Raw genomic sequence first — 20418 nt, 5'->3', positions numbered from 1 at the left:
GAGGTCGTGCCCGATTGGCAGGCGCCACCGCTGCCGGTGTTTCTCACTTACCCGCCCGCACGCTTCTACCCCGCCAAGCTGCGCCAGTTCCTCGAGCTCGTTCGCCAGTCGGTGCCCGTTGCGTTGGATACCACCGCACCCGCCACGGTCGGAACATGAGACCCGTGTCTAGAATTCCGGCTTCCCTTTGGACCAACCCAAGACCCGCATGCATCTGATCGAACTTCGGATGCTCCGCCAATTCGTGAGCGTGGCCGAGCACGAAAGCATTTCCCGCGCTGCCGAGACCCTGCACATTTCGGCGTCGCCCTTGAGCCGCACCATCCTGCAACTCGAGTCCCGCGTGGGCTTCGCGCTGTTCGAACGGGTAGGCAGGTCCCTGCGCCTCAACAATGCCGGTCGAGAGCTACTGGTGAATGCGCGCCAGCTGCTCAGGAGCAACGAGACCCTGATGCGCGATCTGCAGCGCAGGGCCGACGGAATCGGCGGTACGGTGGTGATCGGCCACATGGCCGGTGCCCTCTACAACGGCATCATCCCCGGCACGGCGCGGCAGGTGCAGTTTGCCTATCCTTCGATCGCGTTCCAATTCGAGGGCGCGGAGGAACCTCAGCAACTCGAAGCCCTGCGCCGCGGCAGGCTCGACTTCGCCGTGCAGACGCAGGAGGTGACCGACCCCGCGCTGGCGTCGCGGCTCTACAGCACCGAGAACTACGTGTTGCTCATGCCCAAGCGACATCCGCTGGTCATGGTTCCCGAGATCCCTTTGAAGATGCTCGTCGATGCGGAATGGGTGGTGACGCCCGAACGCGACGGGCCCTCGCTGCGGGCGAAGTTTATGACGGCCTGCCGCCGGCGGGGGTTCGAACCGCGGGTGGCCTGCGTGGCGGGCGACATCGTCTCGGCGCTCGCGCTGGTCGCCAACGAGTTCGGATTGTGCGCGGCGCAGGAGAGCCTGGTGCAGTTCGCGGGTGAACTGATCGTTGCTCGACCGCTGCCGCTGCTGGAGATGCAAACCGAGTACCGGATCGTCTGGCGGCCGGAGGCCGTGTCGCCCGCGGCGCAGCGCTTTCTCGATGCGCTGCCGCAGGTGCCGCACCCCACACGCGTGCGCCGCGCGGCCGCAGCGAAAAACAATCAGGCTCGGCCGGTGCGCGGGCGAAGCGAGAGCGCCCGCCCCCGTGCCTCGAAACGCTGAGCGCTCGATGCGCGGCCGAGAGGCCTCAAGGAGCCGTCAGGACCGCTGCGCCTTCAGCACGACCGGCACGCCGGCAATGAAGGCATCGACGCGCATGTCAATGAGCCGCTCGAGATTTTTTGGGGTGGGCAATTCGTAGACCCACTTGCGCACCCCGATATAGAAGACGCTCGAATGCATGGCCCAGACGAGCTCGACTTCCTCGTCCTCTTCCTGCGCGTTGCGCGGCTCGGGAATACCGTGGCTGTGACGCAGCTCGCGGGCAATTACCACGAAGTGTCGCTCGCGCAGGCGCGCCAGATACTTCTGGTTGATGCCGCCGCGGCTGAGGCCCGCGTAGATGAAGATGCGCACCCATTCTCCTCGCAGCACGAAGCGCGCGTAGTCCTTCAAGTAGCGCTTGAGCCGCTCGGGCAATGAAACCGACCTATCCGCCAGCCATTCTTCCCACTCGGGGTTCCAGCGCCTGACGAACACGTCCTCGTAGACACGGTCGACCAAGGCCTCCTTAGTGGGAAAGTAGCGGTAGAGCAGCGGCTGCGTGATGCCGAGCTCGCGGGCCAGCTCCCGGGTGCTGGCGTCGAAGCCCTTGCGTGCAAAGAACGCAGTCGCCGCCTGGAGTATCTGGTGTTCGCGGTCTTCCGGCGCGAGACGCCTTCGCGCAGGCGGCGTTGCGCCGTCGTGGACCCCGAAGGGCTTGCTGGTGGCCATGTGGGTCGGAATGTATCTGTTTTATTGATCGATTGACAAATTATGCCAATCGCCTCAAAGTTATCAAACGATAAACAAAGGCGCCTTGCGCGTCAGGGCAAGCGCGACACGAGCGAAATGATCCCATGAACCAGCGAACACTGATTCGCAACGCCGACGTCATCACCATGGAAGATGCATGCGGCGAGATCCGGGGGTGCGACATCCTGATCGACAACGGCGCCATCGCGCTAGTCGAGCCGGACATTGCGTCCAATCATGGGCCGCGATGCGAAGGGGCGGAGGTGGTGGACGCCGCCGGCATGATCGCGCTACCGGGCATCATCGATGCGCACAACTGCATGTGGCAGACGGTGCTGCGCGGCTACGTGCCCGACCTGTGGACAGGAAACTATTTCACTAAGCTGTTGCCGCTGCGTCGCTACTTTCAGCCGGGCGACAACTTCAACTCGGGCTATGTCGGTGGCCACGAGATGGTTTCCTATGGCACCACCACGGTGGTCGACTACTGCCACAACATTCGCGCGCCCGGCTATGCCGACGCCGCGATCGAGGGGCTTCGCGAGTCCGGTATACGGCACGTCTTCACCTACTCGTTCATGAGTGCGTTGCCCGATGCCTTCGACAGCGAAGCCGCGCGCTTCGCGGATGCGCAGCGGGTGTTCGAGCGCTTCGACGATCCGCGCAGCCGCACAACGGTGAACTTCGGTATCGAATCGATCGGGGCGGCAAACCTGACCGGCCAGCTCGCGTTCGCTCGCTCGCTGGGTGCGGCGAGCTGCATTCACCTGAACGCCCTGGGCGACGTTGCGGCGCTGGACGATCGAGGCCTGCTGGGGCCGGATCTGCTGGGCATCCACGGCAATCTGGTCACCGACGAGGAACTGCAGCGCATGGCGCGCGCCGCAATGCCGCTGTGCTTCACGCCTTCAGCGGACGTGCAGGGCACGCCTGCTGACGTGGTGCGGCGTGCCGCCGAGCACGGCGTGCCTGTGGTGTTCGGCTGCGACGTTCCATGTCACGTGGCCTCGGACTCCTTGATGCAGCTGCGCGTGATGTACGCCGTGCAAGGTTTCATCGACGGCCTGACGGCGCGTGCCCGCGAGGAAGTCATCGGCCGCCGGCCTGTGGTACGCCCCGGCACGCCCCTGCTGCGGCCCGCCGATCTGATCCGCCGCGCGACGATCGGCTGTGCGGAAGTCTTGGGCATGGCCGATCGGATCGGCTCGCTGAAAGCAGGCAAGCGCGCCGACATCGTGCTCGTGCGGAAGGGCCTGTTCGGCGATTCGATCGAGGACGATCTGTGCGCCCACCTCCTGCTGCAGACCAGCGCGCGGGAGATCGACACGGTGTTCGTGGACGGACAGGCGCTGCTGTCGGGCGGGCGGCTGCTGAATCATGATGCGGGCCGCACTGCGCAGATGGTTTCGCAGTCGAGGGCGGCCATTTTCGGCGCGGCGCAGAGTGGCGGCTGAATCGTCTTTGAGGCTTAGTCCGATCAAACCCATTGCATCGGGGCCCAACAACGCAGGCGCCATCTGCGATTCCGACACCGACGCGTAGCCCGGGATAGGGCCACGCGACCATTGCACATGGCGCTCTACTGGCGCATGCCTGCGAACTCAACGATGCGCCGGTACTGCCCGGTGTCCTTCGTCATCATTTGCGCGACGTTCTCGTCGCCCCGGCCGACCACGACGCCGATCTGCTCCAGACGTTGGCGCAAGGCCGGTTCGCGCAAGGACTCCTTCAAGGCGGCCTGGAGCTTGGCAACGATGTCCGGCGGAGTCTTGCGCGGCGCCATCAATGCATACCAAGCCACCAGGTCATAGCCCTTGAGTGCCGGATGTTCTCCCAGTGCGGGGATGGACGGTAGCAAGGTGATGCGCTGAGCGCTGGTCACCGCGATCGGCACGATGCGACGGCTGTCGATGAAAGGCTTTGCGGCTCCGGGACCGAGAAATGCAAACTCGATGGAGCCTCCCGCCAAGTCGCTGCCAATGTTGCCTGCGCCGCGATAGGGAATGTGCGTGATTGCCAGTCCTGCCTGCTTCTTCGCCAGCTCACCCGAGAAGTGCAGCAACGAGCCGATGCCCGACGTACCGTAGCTGTACTTCCCGGGGTTCGCCTTCACAGCCGAAACGAACTGCTCGAGCGTCTTCACGCCGCTTTGCGTCGACGCGACCAGCACCAGCGGAATGGCGCCCACGTAGCCCACCGGCACCAGGTCCTTCGACGCGTCGTACTTTTGTGCTGGATTGAGCAACTGCGTGGCGACGAATTCGCTGCTGGAGCCGAAGATTAGTGTCTGGCCGTCAGGTACGGCATTGACGACGCGCTGCACACCGATGGCCCCGGCGGCACCGCCCAGGTTCTCAACCACGGTGGTGGCGGGCAGTTGCTTGCCAAGACCGTCGGCCACGGCACGCCCCACTGCATCGACGCTGCCTCCCGCTGGGTAGCCGATCACGATCGTGATGGGACGGTTCGGATAGATGCTTTGAGCTTGCGCGAGACTCACTGTGAACAGCGTCGCCATCAGTGCCAGTCGAGCGCCGCCGATGACACGATGCCGCCTTGCGACGCATAAAGCGCCGCGGTCTCGAAGCCGCGTTTTCACGGTGCCTCCAGTTTCACGGCCGGGCGCCGGATTTCCCTGACGCCTTCGTCCGTGTCTACGCCGACGGCGTAGAAGCCGGCGGGTCCGCCGTTGTAGCGGATCTCGAAGGGAAAGCCGCGAGGCGAGGCCACGTCACCCAGCCAGGCGGCGAGCGCCGCCTCGGATTCGCCAATCTCGATCCACGCAACGCTGCGACCATGGATGGTGCCGGATCCAGAAACGACTGGCAGGCTCGCCACATGCACGCCCGCGTCAGGTTTGAAATAGAGATTGGGCTTGCCCGAGGGCCACGCCGTGAGCGCGCTGGGTGCCTGCAGCGCGAAACCGCGTGTCCTGTTCATCATCTGGCGACCTGCATCCACGCCGGTCGTTCGCTCGTCCACCGCGGTGCGATGGTGCGCGGCGAAAGCGTCGAGTTCGTCGCGGGTATCCGCGCGAAGGCACCATCCGATGAAGCGTTCGCCCTCTTGGGTCTGGCGCTCCATGAAGGCCGTGAAGGGAACACCGTCTCGCAGCTTTCGCTGGTCCACGATGCCTTCGAGCTCGATGTACACATCCGGCGCCAACGGCACCACGCGATGGCCAACGCCGTAGAGCGGAAAGTAGCCCCCGTCGTAGTTGCCCAAGCCGGTCTCCAGGCTAAGGCGGAAGGTGGACTCGTAGACATTGGGAGTTGCAAGGCAAACATGGTCGAAATGAATCAATTTGAGGTCCTTCAAGAGTAACGGCGATCATTGAATTTGCGCGGGCTCCGGGCGGCGCTGCAGCGCACTAGGACCTAATCTTCGACATCTTTCTAGTGTCTTAAAAGGACAAAATACAGCAAACATTGCGACCGCCTGCGTCATTTGAATGGATTGTCAGAGACCAGGCTGCCCTCTGCCACGAGAACGGCCTTCACCAGCCCCCTCAGGCTCGCGAGATGGGGGAGGCGATGACCGATATGCAACCGGCTATCAGCATCACGATCTTCGGCCTTGCGCCGTAGGCCGCGTTTGGCAAGCAGGACCCCACCTTCCTGGCCGGATCGATGCTGCGCTATCACCGGAGCGTGGACCTGCTGCAGTCCCTCCTACCTGGCCCGGTCGTTCAGCCTTCGATTGATCGCCAGATCATCGGCAAGCGCTTTTCCGATTCGAAGAAGACGTGGCGCCTACGGTATCGGTAAACCGTGCGGCTCACGACGTAGCATGCAGACTTCGGCAAGGATTACTTGTGCCACGCATGGTCGAGCTGGGTCCAGCGATGCTTTTTCTAGGTTGCTGCGTGTGCAACCCACCGTGAAAAAGCTCCGTCGGAGAAATCCCGCCCTTCATGCAGCGCCGGCGCCTCACGCCAGCGTATATGCCGTCTTCACGGTAGTGAAAAACTCTTGCGCGTAGCGGCCTTGTTCACGAGGCCCATAGCTCGAACCCTTCCGCCCCCCGAAGGGGACGTGGTAGTCGACACCAGCAGTAGGTAGATTCACCATCACCATTCCAGCTTGGCTGTGACGCTTGAAGTGCGTTGCGTATTTCAGGCTGGACGTGGCGATCCCCGCAGACAAACCGAATTCCGTGTCGTTTGCCGTCACCAGTGCTTCCTCATAGTCCTTCACTCGAATGACGCTCGCCACCGGACCGAAGATCTCCTCCTTGTTGATGCGCATGGACTTCGCGGTGTCCACCAGCAGCGCCGGCGCCATGTAGAAGCCCTCGGTATCCAGCTTCAGACGTTGACCACCCGCTGCCAGCGTGGCACCTTCGTTCTGCCCGATCTCCACATATTCCAGGTTCTGATCGAGTTGACTCTGACTGGAGACCGGCCCGATATCTGTGCCCTGAACCAGCGCATCGCCCACCTCGATCTTCGCCATGCGAGCTTTCATTGCTTTCACGAACTTCGGATAGATCTCGTCGGTCACGATCAGTCGGCTTGACGCCGTGCAACGCTGACCGGTGGAATAGAAAGCGCTCTGCACGCTCAATTCGACCGCCTGAGCCAGGTCCGCATCGTCCAGGACGACCTGCGGATTCTTGCCGCCCATCTCGAGCTGCACCTTCTTGTGCTTCGTCGCACACTGAATCGCGATGCTGCGCCCCACCCCCACCGAGCCGGTGAAGCTGATTGCGTGGATGCCGGCGTGGTTCACCAGCGCATTGCCAATCACCCTGCCACGCCCCATCACCAGATTGAATACGCCGGGCGGAATGCCAGACCGACTGATAATCTCCGCCAATGCCCAAGCGGAGCCGGGCACCAGATCGGCGGGCTTGAGGACTACGCAGTTGCCAAAAGCCAATGCCGGAGCGATCTTCCAAGCCGGAATGGCGATGGGGAAATTCCACGGCGTGATCAAGCCCACGACGCCGATGGGCTCACGAGTGATCTCGACGCCGATGTTCGGGCGCACCGAGGGCAGTACCTCTCCCGACAGGCGCAGGCATTCGCCCGCGAAGAACTTGAAGATCTGTCCTGCCCGCGTGGCTTCGCCAATGCCTTCGACCCTGGTCTTACCTTCTTCGCGGGAAAGCAGGATACCGAGCTCCTCTCGGCGCGAGAGGATCTCGGTGCCGATCTTGTCGAGCGCGTCCGAACGCGCCTGAATACCACTCGTCGCCCAGGCCGGAAAGGCTGCCGTAGCGGCGGCCACGGCAGCGTCGACATGCGAAGCATCGCCCTGGGCGTACTCGGCGATCGTGTCCGAGAGGTTCGAGGGGTTCTGGTTCGGGCTGTAGCCGACCCCCTTCCACCACTCGCCTGCGATCAAGTTGTCGTGTTGTTGCATGGATGATTCCTCAGGCTGCAAAGTTACTTGGCACCGGGATGAAGGCCCAACACGTTGGCGCCGATCGCCGGATCGACGAACCGGTCGAGCCGCTGCGGATGCAGCAACACGGTGATCTCGCAGGACCCCGTGCCGACCGTCAGTCCAAGCAGATGGCCTCCGGCCCCGTTGAAGGTGCCGTCGGTCACGATGCCATGGGCGTGGATAGATGGTTTTCCTTCCTTCCAGGCGATGCTGCCGGTCAGATTGGCTAGTTCCACGTCCTTGAAGCTCTTGGGATTGAAAACCTTTCGGGAGAAATCGTAGAAGCCAAAGGTCGCCTCCCGCATGAAGCCGATGCCCACGATGCTGGCGCTCGGAATCTGCTCGATCACCGCAAGTCTCTCGATATGGGCGATCACATCGTCGCCATTGCGCAGCACCATTAGGTAGCCCGTCGGCGTGCGCGTGTACTTGCCTGTGAGGTCCTGCGCCGATGCGGCGGATGTCAGTCCGGCCAGCAGGATCGACAGCAGGAGAAAGCGTTTCTTGAACATGACGTTGTCTCAATCTATTTTTAAGGAAAACAATGCGGCAGTCGCCGCGCGAATATCCCCCTGCACATGGACAGGCAGGCGAGGAATCAGGGGGTTGCGGCAACAGGCTTCATGCGGCTGCCCTGCACCTTGGCGCGCAGCCGTTCTACGTTCACGACGAAGCGGCGGTGCGTTCCGCTTGCGACTTCTTTGCCATCCTCGTTGACAGTGAAGTCGAAGCTCACGTTGCGGCCCTCGATTGCGCTTACGCACGCATGGATTTCGACCTGCCGGCCCAGCAGCGTGGCGCCACCGTGTTTCAGTGCGATCTCTGCACCGACCGAGTTCTCTCCTTCGTCCGCATAGGCCAGCAGGAAGTCCAGGCAGGTCTGCTCCACGTCGCGCACGAGCTCGGGCGTGGCATAGATACGCAAGGCTTCGCCGAGAAAATCGACGGTGCGTTCGATGTTCACCGTGAGCGCTCGTCGCGCCGTAGCACCCAGTTTCAGTTCGTTTTTCATTCAGAGATTCCAAGGTTGCCGTGGATGGGCATTGAAGAAGTTCCGGTGCCCGATCGCTTCGAGCAGGCGCCAGTCTAGGAAGGCCCTTGCACGTGGGCAAACGAGTATTTCTAGGGCGATTGCGGAGAAAAACTTGAAGCGTTTGCCCGCATACTTGATCGAATCCTGCGCGAACTGCAGAGCTCAAGAGGAGACTCGGTGTCACGACCCATTCCACCGCTGAACGCATTGCGTGCCTTCGAGGTCGCGGCGCGGCATCTCAGCTTCACACGCGCCGCCGACGAGCTATTCGTCACCCCCTCGGCCGTCAGCCACCAGGTCAAGACGTTGGAGGAAAACCTCGGCGTCATGCTCTTCACGCGCGACTCCAAGTCGCTCACGCTCACGTCCGCAGGCAAGGCCTATCTGCCCGGCGTGCAGGAGGCGTTCAAGCAGCTCGTCTTCGCCACCCACCAATTGCACCAGTCCCTGGGCGTCCCCTCGCTCAAGATCAACCTGCCACCGACTTTCGCGGTCAAGTGGCTCACGCCCCGGATGCAACGCTTCATGCAGGCGCATCCCGATATCGACCTCAAGATCTCCACGGCCAAGGAGATGGTCGACTTCACCCGCGAGGACTTCGACATGGCCGTACGCTACGGCCGCGGCATCTATCCGGGGCTCTACTCCGAGCTATGTCTACCGGTCGAGGTCTTTCCTGTGTGCAGCCCTCTGCTTCTGAAGGATCCGACGCGTCCGCTGGCCTCGCCGCAAGACCTGCGATTCCATACCCTGTTGCACGACGAAAGCACCTACGCGGACGTGAGCAATCCCAACTGGGCGATGTGGCTTGAGCACACGGGAATCGCCGACGTGGACGCCACACGGGGCCCTTCGTTCTGGCCCAGCCACCTCGTGATCGGTGCCGCAATCGATGGACTGGGCGTCGCTTTGGCGAAGAAGCACTGGGTGGTCGACGATATTGCGAGCGGCCGGCTCGTGCGACCGTTCGTCGGCAGCATGCAGGTGGAGTTCGCCTACTACCTCATCTTTCCGGAAGATCGCGCCCAGGATCCGCGAATTCGCGCCTTTCTTGAATGGATGCGCGAAGAGCTCGCGCGCGACGCAGAAGCTCAGGCTACGGATTCGACTGGCGCGAGCCTGTAGAAGCGTTCTGCGTTGTCATGCAGCAGCGCACGCCGTTCACCCTCGGGACGTCCGGCGATCGCGGCCTTGAATCCAGCCAGGAGTGTCCCGTAGTCGGCCACCAGGCTGTCTACCGGAAAGTTGCTCGCGAACATGCAACGCGATGGGCCAAAGATCGCGATGGCATCTCGCATCAGCGGCACGTTGTCCTGCTGCAACCACGGGCGGCCACGCTGGCCCAGCCCAGAAATCTTGATCGCGGTGTTTGGCTGTACCGCCAAGGTATCGAGCGCGGCGCGCCAACCGCGCAAGCCGGCATCACTGCGATCCACCGGCAATCCAGTGTGATTGAGGATCAGGGTCGTTTGCGGAAAATCATGCGCCAGTTCAGTCGCCTGGTCCAAGTTCCACCATGGTGCCTGCAGGTCGAACGAAAGGCCATGCGCCTGCAGCAGGGCATAGCCACGCCGCCACTGCGGGTCGTCCATCGAGCCCGTCAGGCCACGCCGAGCTTGCGCCGGTGACGGCGCCGTCACTGGCTTGTGCCGGATGCCGCGAACGAGCGGGAACGCGACCTGGGCCGCAAGAACGTCCGCGACGCCGGGATGATCAAGCGTCGCATGAGCGACGATGGCCGATGGCCTGCCCTGTGTCTGAGCCAAACTATTGAGCCAACGGGTTTCCGCCACCGGATCCGCACGATCCCATTCGGCCTCGATATGCACGGTGGCCACCGGTGCATGGCCACGCGTGTCGCGCGCAAAGTCGTCGATCAGGTAGTTGCGTCGCAGCACCGAATAGTCGCCGTAGCGAAAGTTCGGCACCGTCTCGCCCTGCAGCCAAGGATAGGGGTTGACCCCCAGGTCCCAAAAATGCTGATGCGCGTCGACAAAGGGTTCATCCGGAGCAAGCGTCATCGTGGATTTCCTGTTGCTCAGTTCGAGAGCTTCAGCTTGCCGGCCAGTGTCTTGAAGAAGGCGCTTTCCCGGCTCATCACGGCCTCGAGTGCCACATCGTCGGCGTAGGTGTCGGTGCTGAAATGCAGTTTCTGCAGGGCATCGAGCCAGACCGGCTCCTTCACCGCCTTGGCTGCGGCGGTCTTCAGCACCACCATCACATCGTCCGGCGTGTTGCGCGGCGCCGAGAGCCCGCGCCAGATGCCAATGGACAGATCGATGTTGCGCTCCTTGAGCGTGGGAACGCGCTCAAATCCATCGGCCACACGCGCGTCAGCCATCACAGCCAGTGCCTTGAGCTTGCCTGCCGCAACATAGCTCGAGACCTCAGCCGTGCTCACTGTCACGGCATCGATGTGCCCGCCCAGCAGCGCCAGCACCGCGGGCGCTCCTCCAGGATAGGGGATGTGATTGAAAACTGCGCCGGTCTTCTCCGCCAGGGCCGCAGCGGCCATGTGCCAGGTCGAGCCGTGGCCAGCGTTGCCCACACGGATGTTCGATTCGGTCTTGCGTGACGCTTCGATGAATTGTTCCAGCGTCGCATAGGGCGAGTCGGCGCGCACCACCACGGCTGCAGGGTCCGCGTTGAGGCGTGCGATCGGGCGCAAGTCCTTGTAGGAGAACTTGGCCAGACCCAGGTGGTTCAGGAAGGTGAGTTCGGTCGACGACAGCACGATCTTGTAGCCGTCCGCCTTGGCGTTCACCACTTCGCCAAGACCCAGCACACCGCTGGCGCCTGGCCGGTTGACCACAATGAGAGGCTGCGAAAGATGCTTAGCGACGGCAGCGCCAAATGCGCGGCCAACCACGTCGGCACCGCCGCCGGCCTGCCAGGGCACGACCAGCTCAATGGGCTTTTGCGGATAGCTGCCGGGCTGGGCCCATGCGACTGGCAGAGCCAGCGAAGCGGCGGCCAGCAGTGTGGCGCGCAGTCCATTTCGGCGCGCGAGGTCGAAGGATGAAGGGCTCATTGTCTTGTCTCCGGATGTGTTGTGTGTATGTTTGTCGCGCCAGCGCTGCAGTGGCTAGGTCGCGGCGGCTGTGTCGACGCGGACTGAACCGAAGGCACCCGCCTGTCGAAGCGCGTCGATGGCCTGCGGGCTCATGCCGATTTCACCGAGGATCTCATCGGTGTGCTGGCCCAGCAGCGGGGCCGGATGCCGCACCTGCTGTGGCGTGCCGCTGAGCTTGACCGGAAAACCCAGTGCCTTGGTCTCGCCCTCGACCGGGTGCTGGATCTTGAGCACCATGTTGCGCGCCACCGCCTGCTCGCTCGACAGGGCCTCGGCATAGTTGTAGATCGGTGCGGCCGGTACGCCCGCAGCCAGCAGCGCATCGACCCACTCAGCGGCCGTGCGACGTGCGAACTCACGCTCGAGTTCGACGATCAGCACCTCGCGATTGCGGATGCGCAGCACGTTGTCCGTGAAGCGCGGGTCCTCGAGCAGGTCTGCCCGATCGACCACGCCGCACAGGGCGGCCCACAACTTCGGGTTCGCCGCGCCGATGACGAAGTAGCGGTCAGACGCGCGCACCGCCTGGTAGGGCGCACTCATCCGATTGGCGCTGCCGATCGGGACCGGCACCTCGCCCGTGCCCCAGTACTCAGCCGATTCCCAGACCGACAGGCCCATCGCCGTCTCGAACAGAGACGCATCGATGAACTGGCCTTCCCCCGTGAGGTCGCGGCCGATCACTGCACTCAGGATGCCGTAGGCGGCGAACAGGCCGGCCCCCAGATCAGCGATCGGCACGCTAGCCTTGACTGGCGCCTGGTCCGGGTGCCCCATCACGCTCATCACGCCAGTCATGGCCTGGGCGATCAGGTCCAGACCCGGCCGCTTGGCCCATGGACCGGTCTGACCGAAGCCGGAGATGCTGGCGTAGACCAGACGTGGGTTGATGGCCCGCAAGGTCGCGTAGTCGATCTTCAGACGGGCGGCGACGCCGGGGCGGTTGTTTTCCACAAGCACATCCGCGTCCTTCACCAATGCGTAGAAGGCTTCGAGCCCGGCCGGATTCTTCAGGTCGATCTCGACGCTGCGCTTGTTGCGATTGAGCGCCAGGAAGCCGCCACTGTCGGCCCCCTTGAGGCGAAAGCCCATCGACTTGCGCGTCTGGTCGCCAACGCCGGGTGTCTCCACCTTGATGACGTCCGCCCCCATGTCGCCGAGCAACATGCAACAGAAAGGGCCCGCCATGATCTGGCTGACGTCGAGGACCTTGATTCGGGAAAGAGGAAGTGTCACGCGATAACTCCGTGATTTTCGGTTTCGGGCGCGCGCTCAGCGGCCCGTGAAGACCGGCTTGGTCTTGGCCAGAAAGGCCTGGAAGCCGATGCGGAAGTCCTCGGTGTCGAAGCAAGCATAGGCTTCGTCCGCCTCCTGCGGCGTGACGGGTGCCGGCTGCGCCAGGCGTCGCACGAACGCTTTGTGCCAGCGCGCTACCAGCGGCGCGCCGTTGGCGATGCGACGCGCCGTTGCCTCGCCCTGCGTCACAACGTCGGCGTCGTCGACGATACGGTTCACCAAGCCTTTGGCCAAGGCCTCCTGCGCATCGAAGACCCGCCCTTCCAGAACGATCTCCAGCGCCGTCGGACCGCCCACCAGGTCGACCAAGCCACCCAGCTCGCCGTACGACATGACCAGACCGAGCTTGTTGACCGGCACCCCGAAGCGGCTCGACGTGCCGCAGATGCGCATGTCGCAGACCGATGCGATTTCCAGCCCACCGCCAACGCAGGCGCCTTCAATGACCGCGAGCGTCGGATGCTTGCTGTCCCTGATGGCCTGCATCGCGTCGCCGGTGACCTTGGCGTAGGCACGAGCCTGTGCCGAGTTGGCCCGCAAGCGGGTGAACTCCTCGATATCCGCGCCCGCCGAGAAGGCCTTGCCACCAGCGCCGCGCAACACGACACAGCGCAATTCGTCGTCGGCTGAGGTCTGCGCAAAGATTTCGGCAATGCCCTGCCACATGCCGTGGTCCATGGCGTTCATCTTCTCGGGATTGTTCAGCGTGATGGTGGCGATGCGCTGGTCGCGCTCAACCTTGAGAAAGGGGGTCATAGGGTGTTGTCTCTTTCCTGGAGATGCCGCTTCAGCACAAGCGCCGGTGCGGCGGAAATGGGTTCCGCGAGAAAGTCTAGGTGGGGCGCTGTGCCCGGCCAAGCGAGAAAAACTGAGCCGGTCTTCAAGAAAAAGTCAGGTCCGCCGTTGTGAAAATTTCTTGGCCCACCTTCAAGTAAATCCACGTTGTGGCGGCAAGTCCCCCTTCCTAGACTTGCCCCGCAACGACGGTCGAACCGGTGGCACCACCCCAACGCACCGTCCCGCTCAACTGGCAGACAAGGCGAAACAACGGAGACTCCATGGCCCTCATCAACTACATCACCCAGATCCAGATCGACTTCGGCGCAGTGCAACTTCTCGCACAGGAATGCGAGCGCATCGGCATCCGCCGCCCGTTGGTTGTCACGGACGCCGGGGTCCGCGCGGCGGGCGTGCTCGACCTTGTCACAGCGCACTTGGGCGACCGCGAAGTCGTCGTGTTCGACGGCACGCCCTCCAACCCGACCGAGCACGCCATGCGCGCAGCCGTGGCGCTCTATGTGGAGAAGCAGTGCGACGGCATCATCGCGGTCGGCGGCGGCTCGCCGATCGACCTGGCCAAGGGCGTGGCTGTCTGCGCCACCCATGCCGGGCCGCTGAAGTCCTTCGCGGCCATCGAAGGTGGGGTAGCGCGCATCACGGCGGCCACGGCACCAGTGATCGCTGTGCCGACGACGGCGGGCACGGGCAGCGAGGTGGGTCGCGGCGCGGTGCTGATCCTGGACGACGGCCGCAAGGTCGGGGTGCTGTCGCCATTCCTGGTTCCACGCGTCGCCATCTGCGACCCCGAACTCACGCTCGGCCTGCCGCCTTTCCTGACCGCCGCGACCGGCATGGACGCCATCGCCCACTGCATGGAAACCTTCATGGCGCCCGCCTTCAATCCGCCAGCCGATGGCATCGCGCTGGACGGCCTGCGTCGGGCCTGGCGGCACATCGAGACCGCCACCTCGACGCCGGGCAACCGCGAGGCGCGGCTGAACATGATGAGCGCATCGATGCAGGGCGCCCTCGCCTTCCAGAAGGGCCTGGGTTGCGTGCACAGCTTAAGCCATGCAATGGGCGGCCTGAACCCGCGCCTGCACCACGGCACGCTCAACGCCATCCTGCTGCCGGCTGTGATCCGCTTCAATGCCTCGGCCCCCTCGATGCTGAAAGACGAGCGCTTGGCCCGCCTGGCCCAGGCCATGGAGCTAGGCGGCGCCGACGAAGTTGCGCCCGCCATTACCGAGATGAACCGGCGGCTTGGCCTACCGGCCGGGCTTGCCGCACTCGACGTGTCGCCCGAAATTTTCCCGCGCGTCATCGAAGGCGCGCTCAAAGACCACTGCCACAAGACCAACCCGCGCGAGGCCAGTCCCGAGGACTACCAGGCGATGCTGACGGCCTCGATGTAGGCGCGCCTCGCGGACAAAAAAAGACGGAGACAAAACACCATGCAAAGACGCTACTTCATCGCCATGGCCCTGGCCGCAACGGCGACCCCACTGGTTCGCGCCCAATCGCCTTTACCGGCGGGCCCGATCCGGATCATCGTCGGATTCCCGCCCGGCGGCGGCACCGACGTGATGGCCCGCGTGATGGGCCAGAAGCTATCGGTCATGTGGGGCGTGCCCGTGACGGTCGAGAACAAAGCCGGCGCGGCGGGCGTGATCGCCGCCGAGTACGTGGCCAGGCAACCTGGCGACGGCGCCACGCTGCTCATGACGAACATCAGCAATCACGCGATCGCGCCCGGTCTCTATCCAACGTTGAGCTATGTGGTGGAGCGCGACTTCACCCCACTCGTCCTGGTGGGTATCACCCCCAACTTGCTGATCTGCAACACGGCACAGTCGACCCGCACCGTGAAGGATGTGGTCGAACGTTGCCGTGCCAAGCCTGGCACGGTGACCTTTGGTTCTTCCGGAGCGGGCGCGGCGCAGCACCTGGCCATGGAGCTCTTCAAGCTGCGTGCTGGCATCGATGCGCTGCATGTGCCCTACCGTGGCTCCTCTCCGATGTTGACTGACCTGATCGGCGGGCAGATCGACTACAGCTTCGAGACCATGACCTCGGCCACGCCGCATGTAGCCAGCGGCAAGCTGGTCGCGATCGCGCAAACCCGCGCCCGGCGCTCGAAGGCTTTCCCCCAGGTCACCACCGTGGCGGAGATGGGTTTTGCGGGCTACGACGCCAGCACCTGGTACGGCCTGGTCGGCCCGGCGCGCATGCCCACGGCCACCGCTCAGCGCATGAACGAGGACTTCAACAAGGTGCTCGCCATGCCCGACGTGGCCGAGAAGCTCGCCAGCTTCGGCGCCGAGGACGGTGGCGGTTCGCCGAACAAGTTCGCCGAGTTCATTGCCACGGAAAGGCAGAAGTGGGCCAAGGTCATCAAGGACGCCAAGGTCACGGTCTGACGCGACGGCCCGCCGGTGCCTAGCGACAGACCGGACACAGATCAACAACAGGAGACAAGACATGCACAAGACATTATTCCGACCGCTCGCCAGCGGCCTGCTGAGCGTTTTTCTCGCCTTCGGTGCGACCAGCGCGTCGGCGCAGGCGCCCGTCAAGCTGCGCTTCAGCCACACGGTGCCGGAGAGCGATTCGCAGCACAAGGCCGCGCTGGAATTCAGCAAGCGAGTCAAAGAGCGCACCCAAGGCGCCGTGGAGATCCAGGTCTTCGCCAACAGCCAGTTGGGCAACGACGTGACGCTGGTGACCGGCGTGCGCAGCGGCACGATCGACATCGGTGCGACCGGCAACCCCTTCGTCACCGGCCTGGCACCGAAGTTAAACGTGCTCGATCTCCCGTATCAGTTCGCAGACGCGCAGCAGGCCTACCGCACGCTGGACGGCGCGGTCGGCCGTGGCCTTCTCGACGAATTGGGGGCGCACCAGATCAAGGGCCTGGCGTTCTGGGAAATCGGTTTTCGCAGCCTGGCCAACAACAAGCGGCCCATCAACGGCGCAGACGACATCAAGGGCCTGAAAATCCGGACGACGCCCAATCCGTCGCACCTGAAGGCCTTCCAACTGCTAGGAGCCAATCCCCAGCCTATGCCATTCGCCGAGGTGTTCGGTGCGCTGGAGTCGGGTGCGGTGGACGGCCAGGAAAATCCACCGACCCTCATGCTCTCGTCGAAGATGTACGAGGTGCAGAAGTACCTCTCGCTCACACGCCACGCCTACACGCCGCTGGTGGTAATCATGAACAAGGCGCGCTTCGAAGCGCTCAAGCCGGAATTCCAGAAAGTGATCTTGGAGGAGGCCGCTACTGCAGCCGGTTTCCAGCGCAAGCTCAATGCAGAGGGGGAGAAGGACGCATTGGTCCAACTGCGTGCCAAAGGCATGAAAATCAACGAGACGCCGGATATCGACAGCATCCGAAAGATCGTCAAAGACGGGACACGAAAGCTCTACGTCGAGAAGAACGGCGACGCGGTGCTGAAGGCCATGGATGCCCTGCAGCCCTGAAGGTGATCGACGTGAACCCGCTTCCAAAGGCCATCGTTGATGCGCACCACCATCTCTGGGCCCTCGACCAGGGTTCTTTCCCATGGTTGCAGGACGGCTACGACGCGGATGCCTTCTTTCTCGGCGACTACAGTGCCTTGCGCAAGGATTTCGGAGCGCCCGACTACCGCGCAGCGACCCATGGGCTGCCAATCACGGCCACCGTCCATGTGGAAGCCGAGCGCGCCCGTGCGGAATCGCTCGCCGAAACGCGCTGGCTGCATGTCGTCCACGCACAGCACGGGTTCCCCAACGCGGTCGTCGCCCACGTGGAGTTTCTGGCGCCGGATGCCGATGCGCAGATGCGCGCACACGCCGCCTGGCCATTGGTGCGCGGGGTGCGCTGCAAGCCGCGCATCGCACGTGGCCCCGACGACAGCGTGCGCGGCCAGCCAGGCACCCTGCAGGACGAGCGCTGGCTCGCCGGCCTCGGCATGCTGCGGGCGCATGGCCTGCTGTGGGACGTGCGCGTGCCTCACTGGCATCTGGAGGAAGCCGCCGACGCTATTGCGCAATACCCTGGACTGCGCGTGGTGCTCGAGCATGCCGGCCTGCCCTGGGATCGCAGCGAAGCCGGCCTGGCAAGCTGGCGCCGCGGCATGACGAAGCTCGCGGCCCTGGCGGACGTGCATGTGAAGCTGTCGGAGTTCGGTCTGCCCGACGCACCCTGGGACGCCGCCAGCAACGTGCGCGTGATCCGCGAGACGCTGGCGATCTTCGGCTGGGAACGCTGCATGTTCGCAAGCAACCTGCCGGTCTCGGGCCTGCGTGCATCAATGCCCGAGATGGTGCGCACCATGGCCGAAGCCCTGGACGAACTCGGCGCGGATGCGCGCGATGCCGTCTGGCATGGCAACGCGATGCGTTGCTATCGCATCGATGCCCCCGGCATCTGAATCCCGCGAACCCCAACACCTCACAGGAGACCGCCATGCTGTCCCGAATTTTCGAACGCGCCGCAAGCGTGCTGATGATCACGATGATGGCCGCGATGGTCGCACTCGTCTTCGGCAACGTCGTGCTGCGCTATGCCTTCAACTCCGGCATCGTCTTTTCCGAGGAAGCCTCGCGCTTCATCTTCATGTGGCTCACGCTGATCGGCGCGCTGCTGGTCATGAAAGATCACATGCACCTGGGCATGTCGACACTGGTCGCGCGCCTCGGCGAGAGCGGACAGCGCGTCTGCCGCTTCATCGCCGATGCCAGCTCGCTGGGCTGCTGCCTGCTGCTCGCCCACGGCGCATGGAAGCTGGTCGTGATCGGCATGGATGACCGGGCTCCGGTCACCGGGGTGCCGATCGGGCTGGTCAATGCCTGCCTGCTTGTAAGCAGCGCCGGCATGGCCCTGCTACTAGTGCACTCGCTGTGGCGCCTGCTGAGCGGGCGCATGCCGCGCTCGGAGCTGGTGAACGACACCGGCAGCGCGGGCGAATGACCCGTCACATCCCCCACGGAACACCAACATGACGATCTTCGTCTTCATTACCTCCCTGCTCGGCGCCATGGCCTTCGGGATGCCCATCGCCTTCGCCCTGCTGGTCTGCGGCGTTGCACTGATGGTGCATCTGGGCAGCTTCGACACCCAGATCCTCGCGCAGAACATGCTCGAGGGCGTCAACAACTATCCGCTGATGGCGGTGCCCTTCTTCATGCTGGCCGGCGAGTTGATGAACGCGGGCGGACTCTCGTCGCGTATCGTGAAGGTGGCCGACGCCATGGTCGGCCACGTGCGTGGCGGACTGGGCTATGTGGCCATCATCGCAGCCACAGTGGTCGCCAGCATCTCGGGTTCCGCCGTGGCCGATACCGCGGCCGTCGCGGCGCTGCTGATCCCGATGATGCGAAATGCCGGCTACAACGTGCCGCGCGCGGCCGGTCTCATCGCCGCAGGCGGCATCATCGCGCCGGTGATACCGCCTTCGATTGCAATCGTGGTGTTTGGGGTCGTGGCGCAGGTCTCGATCACCAAGCTGTTCCTGGCGGGCCTGTTTCCCGGGATCATGATGGCGCTGACGCTCACCGCCACCTGGTGGCTCTGCGCGAAGAAGGAGAAGAACGTGTCTGTAAGGCACTTCGACGCCAGGGCACTCGTCCGGGCGCTTCGCGATGGGATCTGGGCGCTCGTGCTGCCGTTCGTGATCATCGGCGGCATGAAGTTCGGCCTCTTCACACCGACTGAAGCAGCGGTGGTGGCCGTCGTGTATGCTTTCGTTGTCGGCAGCTTCGTGTATGGCGAACTCCGGATGGCGCGCATGCCCGAACTGGTGATGAGCGCTGCCAAGACATCGAGCACCGTGCTGTTCCTGGTGGCTTGTGCGCTCGTCTCGGCCTGGCTGATCACCATCGCCAACATCCCGGCCCAGGTGACCGAGCTGCTCGAGCCCTTTGTCGACAACAAGATCCTGCTGATGTTCGTGATCATGATCCTGGTCATCATCGTGGGCACCGCGCTCGACCTGATGCCGACGGTCCTGATCATGACGCCGATCCTGATGCCGGTGATCACGAAGGCCGGGATCGATCCCGTGTACTTCGGGGTGATGTTCATCATGAACAACGCCATCGGCCTGCTCACGCCGCCGGTGGGCACCGTGCTGAACGTGGTGGCGGGCACGGCCAGGGTGAACCTCGACAGCGTGATCCAGGGTGTCTGGCCCTTCCTGCTGTCACTGACCGCACTGATGTTCCTGTTCGTGCTGTTCCCACAGCTCATCATGGTGCCCGCCGGTTGGCTGCGTTGATGCGATGTCCGACCGCGTCCTCATGCAGCCGAAGCTATTGATCCGGAACAGCAAGTTGGTTCAACTCACTCCTGCGCATTCGGCCTTCCCGGCGGAGGCCAATCACAGCAGATGATCCGATAGATCTCCCGCGGCTTTGGATGCGGAGTTCCACTCGCTCAGTGGACTAGCGGCGGGTCTTCGGGGCGGGGGACTTCGCCAGTTGCCGGACCGTGGCCGTGGCACTGGCGAGGAATTTTTCCAGAGCGATCGGCATCATGCTTGGATTCCATGCCAAGAGCGCCGGAGCAACGGCGGAGGTGCCAGCCAGAGGAAGGAAGCTAACCCCTCCGATGTTCGTGCGTGACAACGACTGCGGCACCAGCGCGATGCCGCAACCGCTCGCGACCATCGCCACCACGGTCATCCAGATGCGGGCCTGGTGCACGGTGCGCGGGTGAATACCGGCTTGGCTGAAGATGCCGATCACATGGTCATGGCTGGCGGGTGCACTCTCACGCGAAAACATCACGAAGGCTTCATCCGCCATCTCGCGCAGATCTACGCTGGCTTTTTTCGCCAGCCGATGATGCTCTGGAAGGCAGACCACGAACACGTCATTGCGCAGCGGAATCGATGCCAGGGGAGCCGGTAGCACAGAGGCCTGGATGAAAGCG

Annotated in this window: 20 protein-coding genes; 9 read left to right on the top strand and 11 right to left on the bottom strand. The window is 63.7% G+C overall.

All coding sequences use genetic code 11. The annotated features are described in order from the left end of the window. Positions 1 to 208: 208 nt before the first annotated feature. The gene (locus AAG801_RS28455) at positions 209 to 1198 is read left to right on the top strand and encodes a LysR family transcriptional regulator (protein WP_341891405.1); all 990 of its coding nucleotides are present in this window, start codon (positions 209 to 211) and stop codon (positions 1196 to 1198) included. Positions 1199 to 1234: 36 nt separating this feature from the next. Here the strand turns inward: AAG801_RS28455 and AAG801_RS28450 are convergent, their stop codons facing one another. Beyond that, positions 1235 to 1909: a TetR/AcrR family transcriptional regulator gene (locus AAG801_RS28450; protein ID WP_341891404.1), complete on the bottom strand. Its 675-nt coding sequence runs from the start codon at positions 1907 to 1909 to the stop codon at positions 1235 to 1237. A 125-nt stretch (positions 1910 to 2034) separates the two neighbouring features. On the opposite strand from AAG801_RS28450, the gene AAG801_RS28445 reads away from it, so the two are divergent. Next, positions 2035 to 3384 (top strand): amidohydrolase family protein, encoded by a 1350-nt coding sequence (locus tag AAG801_RS28445; protein WP_341891403.1) that lies wholly within the window; start codon positions 2035 to 2037, stop codon positions 3382 to 3384. A gap of 125 nt (positions 3385 to 3509) precedes the next feature. Here AAG801_RS28445 and AAG801_RS28440 read toward each other — a convergent pair whose 3' ends face one another. From AAG801_RS28440 to AAG801_RS28420, 5 genes are all read right to left on the bottom strand, one after another. Further along, the gene (locus AAG801_RS28440) at positions 3510 to 4448 is read right to left on the bottom strand and encodes a tripartite tricarboxylate transporter substrate binding protein (RefSeq protein ID WP_341891402.1); all 939 of its coding nucleotides are present in this window, start codon (positions 4446 to 4448) and stop codon (positions 3510 to 3512) included. A 77-nt stretch (positions 4449 to 4525) separates the two neighbouring features. Beyond that, positions 4526 to 5248 (bottom strand): VOC family protein, encoded by a 723-nt coding sequence (locus AAG801_RS28435; protein ID WP_341891401.1) that lies wholly within the window; start codon positions 5246 to 5248, stop codon positions 4526 to 4528. Positions 5249 to 5859: 611 nt separating this feature from the next. Next, entirely contained in the window at positions 5860 to 7296 is a 1437-nt protein-coding gene (locus AAG801_RS28430; protein ID WP_341891400.1) for an aldehyde dehydrogenase family protein, read from the bottom strand. A 23-nt stretch (positions 7297 to 7319) separates the two neighbouring features. Next, a complete protein-coding gene (locus AAG801_RS28425) occupies positions 7320 to 7832 on the bottom strand; it encodes a PPC domain-containing DNA-binding protein (RefSeq protein ID WP_341891399.1) in 513 nt (170 codons plus the stop codon). 86 nt (positions 7833 to 7918) lie between these two features. Next, complete coding sequence (locus tag AAG801_RS28420) at positions 7919 to 8332, bottom strand: LysR family transcriptional regulator (RefSeq protein WP_341891398.1); 414 nt, start codon at positions 8330 to 8332, stop codon at positions 7919 to 7921. A gap of 198 nt (positions 8333 to 8530) precedes the next feature. Between AAG801_RS28420 and AAG801_RS28415 the strand changes: the two genes are divergently transcribed. Continuing rightward, complete coding sequence (locus tag AAG801_RS28415) at positions 8531 to 9478, top strand: transcriptional regulator GcvA (protein WP_341891397.1); 948 nt, start codon at positions 8531 to 8533, stop codon at positions 9476 to 9478. Here the strand turns inward: AAG801_RS28415 and AAG801_RS28410 are convergent. The 4 genes from AAG801_RS28410 to AAG801_RS28395 form a co-directional block, all read right to left on the bottom strand. After that, entirely contained in the window at positions 9445 to 10374 is a 930-nt protein-coding gene (locus AAG801_RS28410; RefSeq protein ID WP_341891396.1) for an amidohydrolase family protein, read from the bottom strand. The genes AAG801_RS28415 and AAG801_RS28410 overlap by 34 nt on opposite strands. 17 nt (positions 10375 to 10391) lie before the next feature. Beyond that, the gene (locus AAG801_RS28405) at positions 10392 to 11384 is read right to left on the bottom strand and encodes a tripartite tricarboxylate transporter substrate binding protein (protein ID WP_341891395.1); all 993 of its coding nucleotides are present in this window, start codon (positions 11382 to 11384) and stop codon (positions 10392 to 10394) included. A 54-nt stretch (positions 11385 to 11438) separates the two neighbouring features. Then, positions 11439 to 12614, bottom strand: a complete 1176-nt coding sequence (locus AAG801_RS28400) for a CoA transferase (RefSeq protein ID WP_341891406.1) — start codon at positions 12612 to 12614, stop codon at positions 11439 to 11441. A gap of 84 nt (positions 12615 to 12698) precedes the next feature. Further along, complete coding sequence (locus tag AAG801_RS28395; protein ID WP_341891394.1) at positions 12699 to 13478, bottom strand: enoyl-CoA hydratase-related protein; 780 nt, start codon at positions 13476 to 13478, stop codon at positions 12699 to 12701. A gap of 302 nt (positions 13479 to 13780) precedes the next feature. On the opposite strand from AAG801_RS28395, the gene AAG801_RS28390 reads away from it, so the two are divergent. The 6 genes from AAG801_RS28390 (at position 13781) to AAG801_RS28365 (ending at position 19762) form a co-directional block, all read left to right on the top strand. Continuing rightward, positions 13781 to 14917 carry an iron-containing alcohol dehydrogenase gene (locus AAG801_RS28390; RefSeq protein ID WP_341891393.1) on the top strand — a complete coding sequence of 379 codons (1137 nt, stop codon included), beginning with the start codon at positions 13781 to 13783 and terminating at the stop codon, positions 14915 to 14917. A 39-nt stretch (positions 14918 to 14956) separates the two neighbouring features. After that, positions 14957 to 15922 (top strand): tripartite tricarboxylate transporter substrate binding protein, encoded by a 966-nt coding sequence (locus tag AAG801_RS28385; RefSeq protein WP_341891392.1) that lies wholly within the window; start codon positions 14957 to 14959, stop codon positions 15920 to 15922. Positions 15923 to 15983: 61 nt separating this feature from the next. After that, positions 15984 to 16982 carry a TRAP transporter substrate-binding protein gene (locus AAG801_RS28380; RefSeq protein WP_341891391.1) on the top strand — a complete coding sequence of 333 codons (999 nt, stop codon included), beginning with the start codon at positions 15984 to 15986 and terminating at the stop codon, positions 16980 to 16982. A 2-nt stretch (positions 16983 to 16984) separates the two neighbouring features. Beyond that, positions 16985 to 17917, top strand: a complete 933-nt coding sequence (locus AAG801_RS28375; RefSeq protein ID WP_341891390.1) for an amidohydrolase family protein — start codon at positions 16985 to 16987, stop codon at positions 17915 to 17917. Between the two features lie 35 nt (positions 17918 to 17952). Then, positions 17953 to 18456: a TRAP transporter small permease gene (locus tag AAG801_RS28370; protein ID WP_341891389.1), complete on the top strand. Its 504-nt coding sequence runs from the start codon at positions 17953 to 17955 to the stop codon at positions 18454 to 18456. Positions 18457 to 18484: 28 nt separating this feature from the next. Further along, a complete protein-coding gene (locus AAG801_RS28365; protein WP_341891388.1) occupies positions 18485 to 19762 on the top strand; it encodes a TRAP transporter large permease subunit in 1278 nt (425 codons plus the stop codon). Between the two features lie 166 nt (positions 19763 to 19928). Here AAG801_RS28365 and AAG801_RS28360 read toward each other — a convergent pair. Beyond that, on the bottom strand, positions 19929 to 20418 hold a 490-nt coding region (locus AAG801_RS28360), incomplete at its 5' end, for a LysR substrate-binding domain-containing protein (protein ID WP_341891387.1).

The sequence above is a fragment of the Variovorax sp. YR752 genome (assembly GCF_943372545.1).
This window is presented reverse-complemented; position numbering and strand designations above follow the sequence as displayed.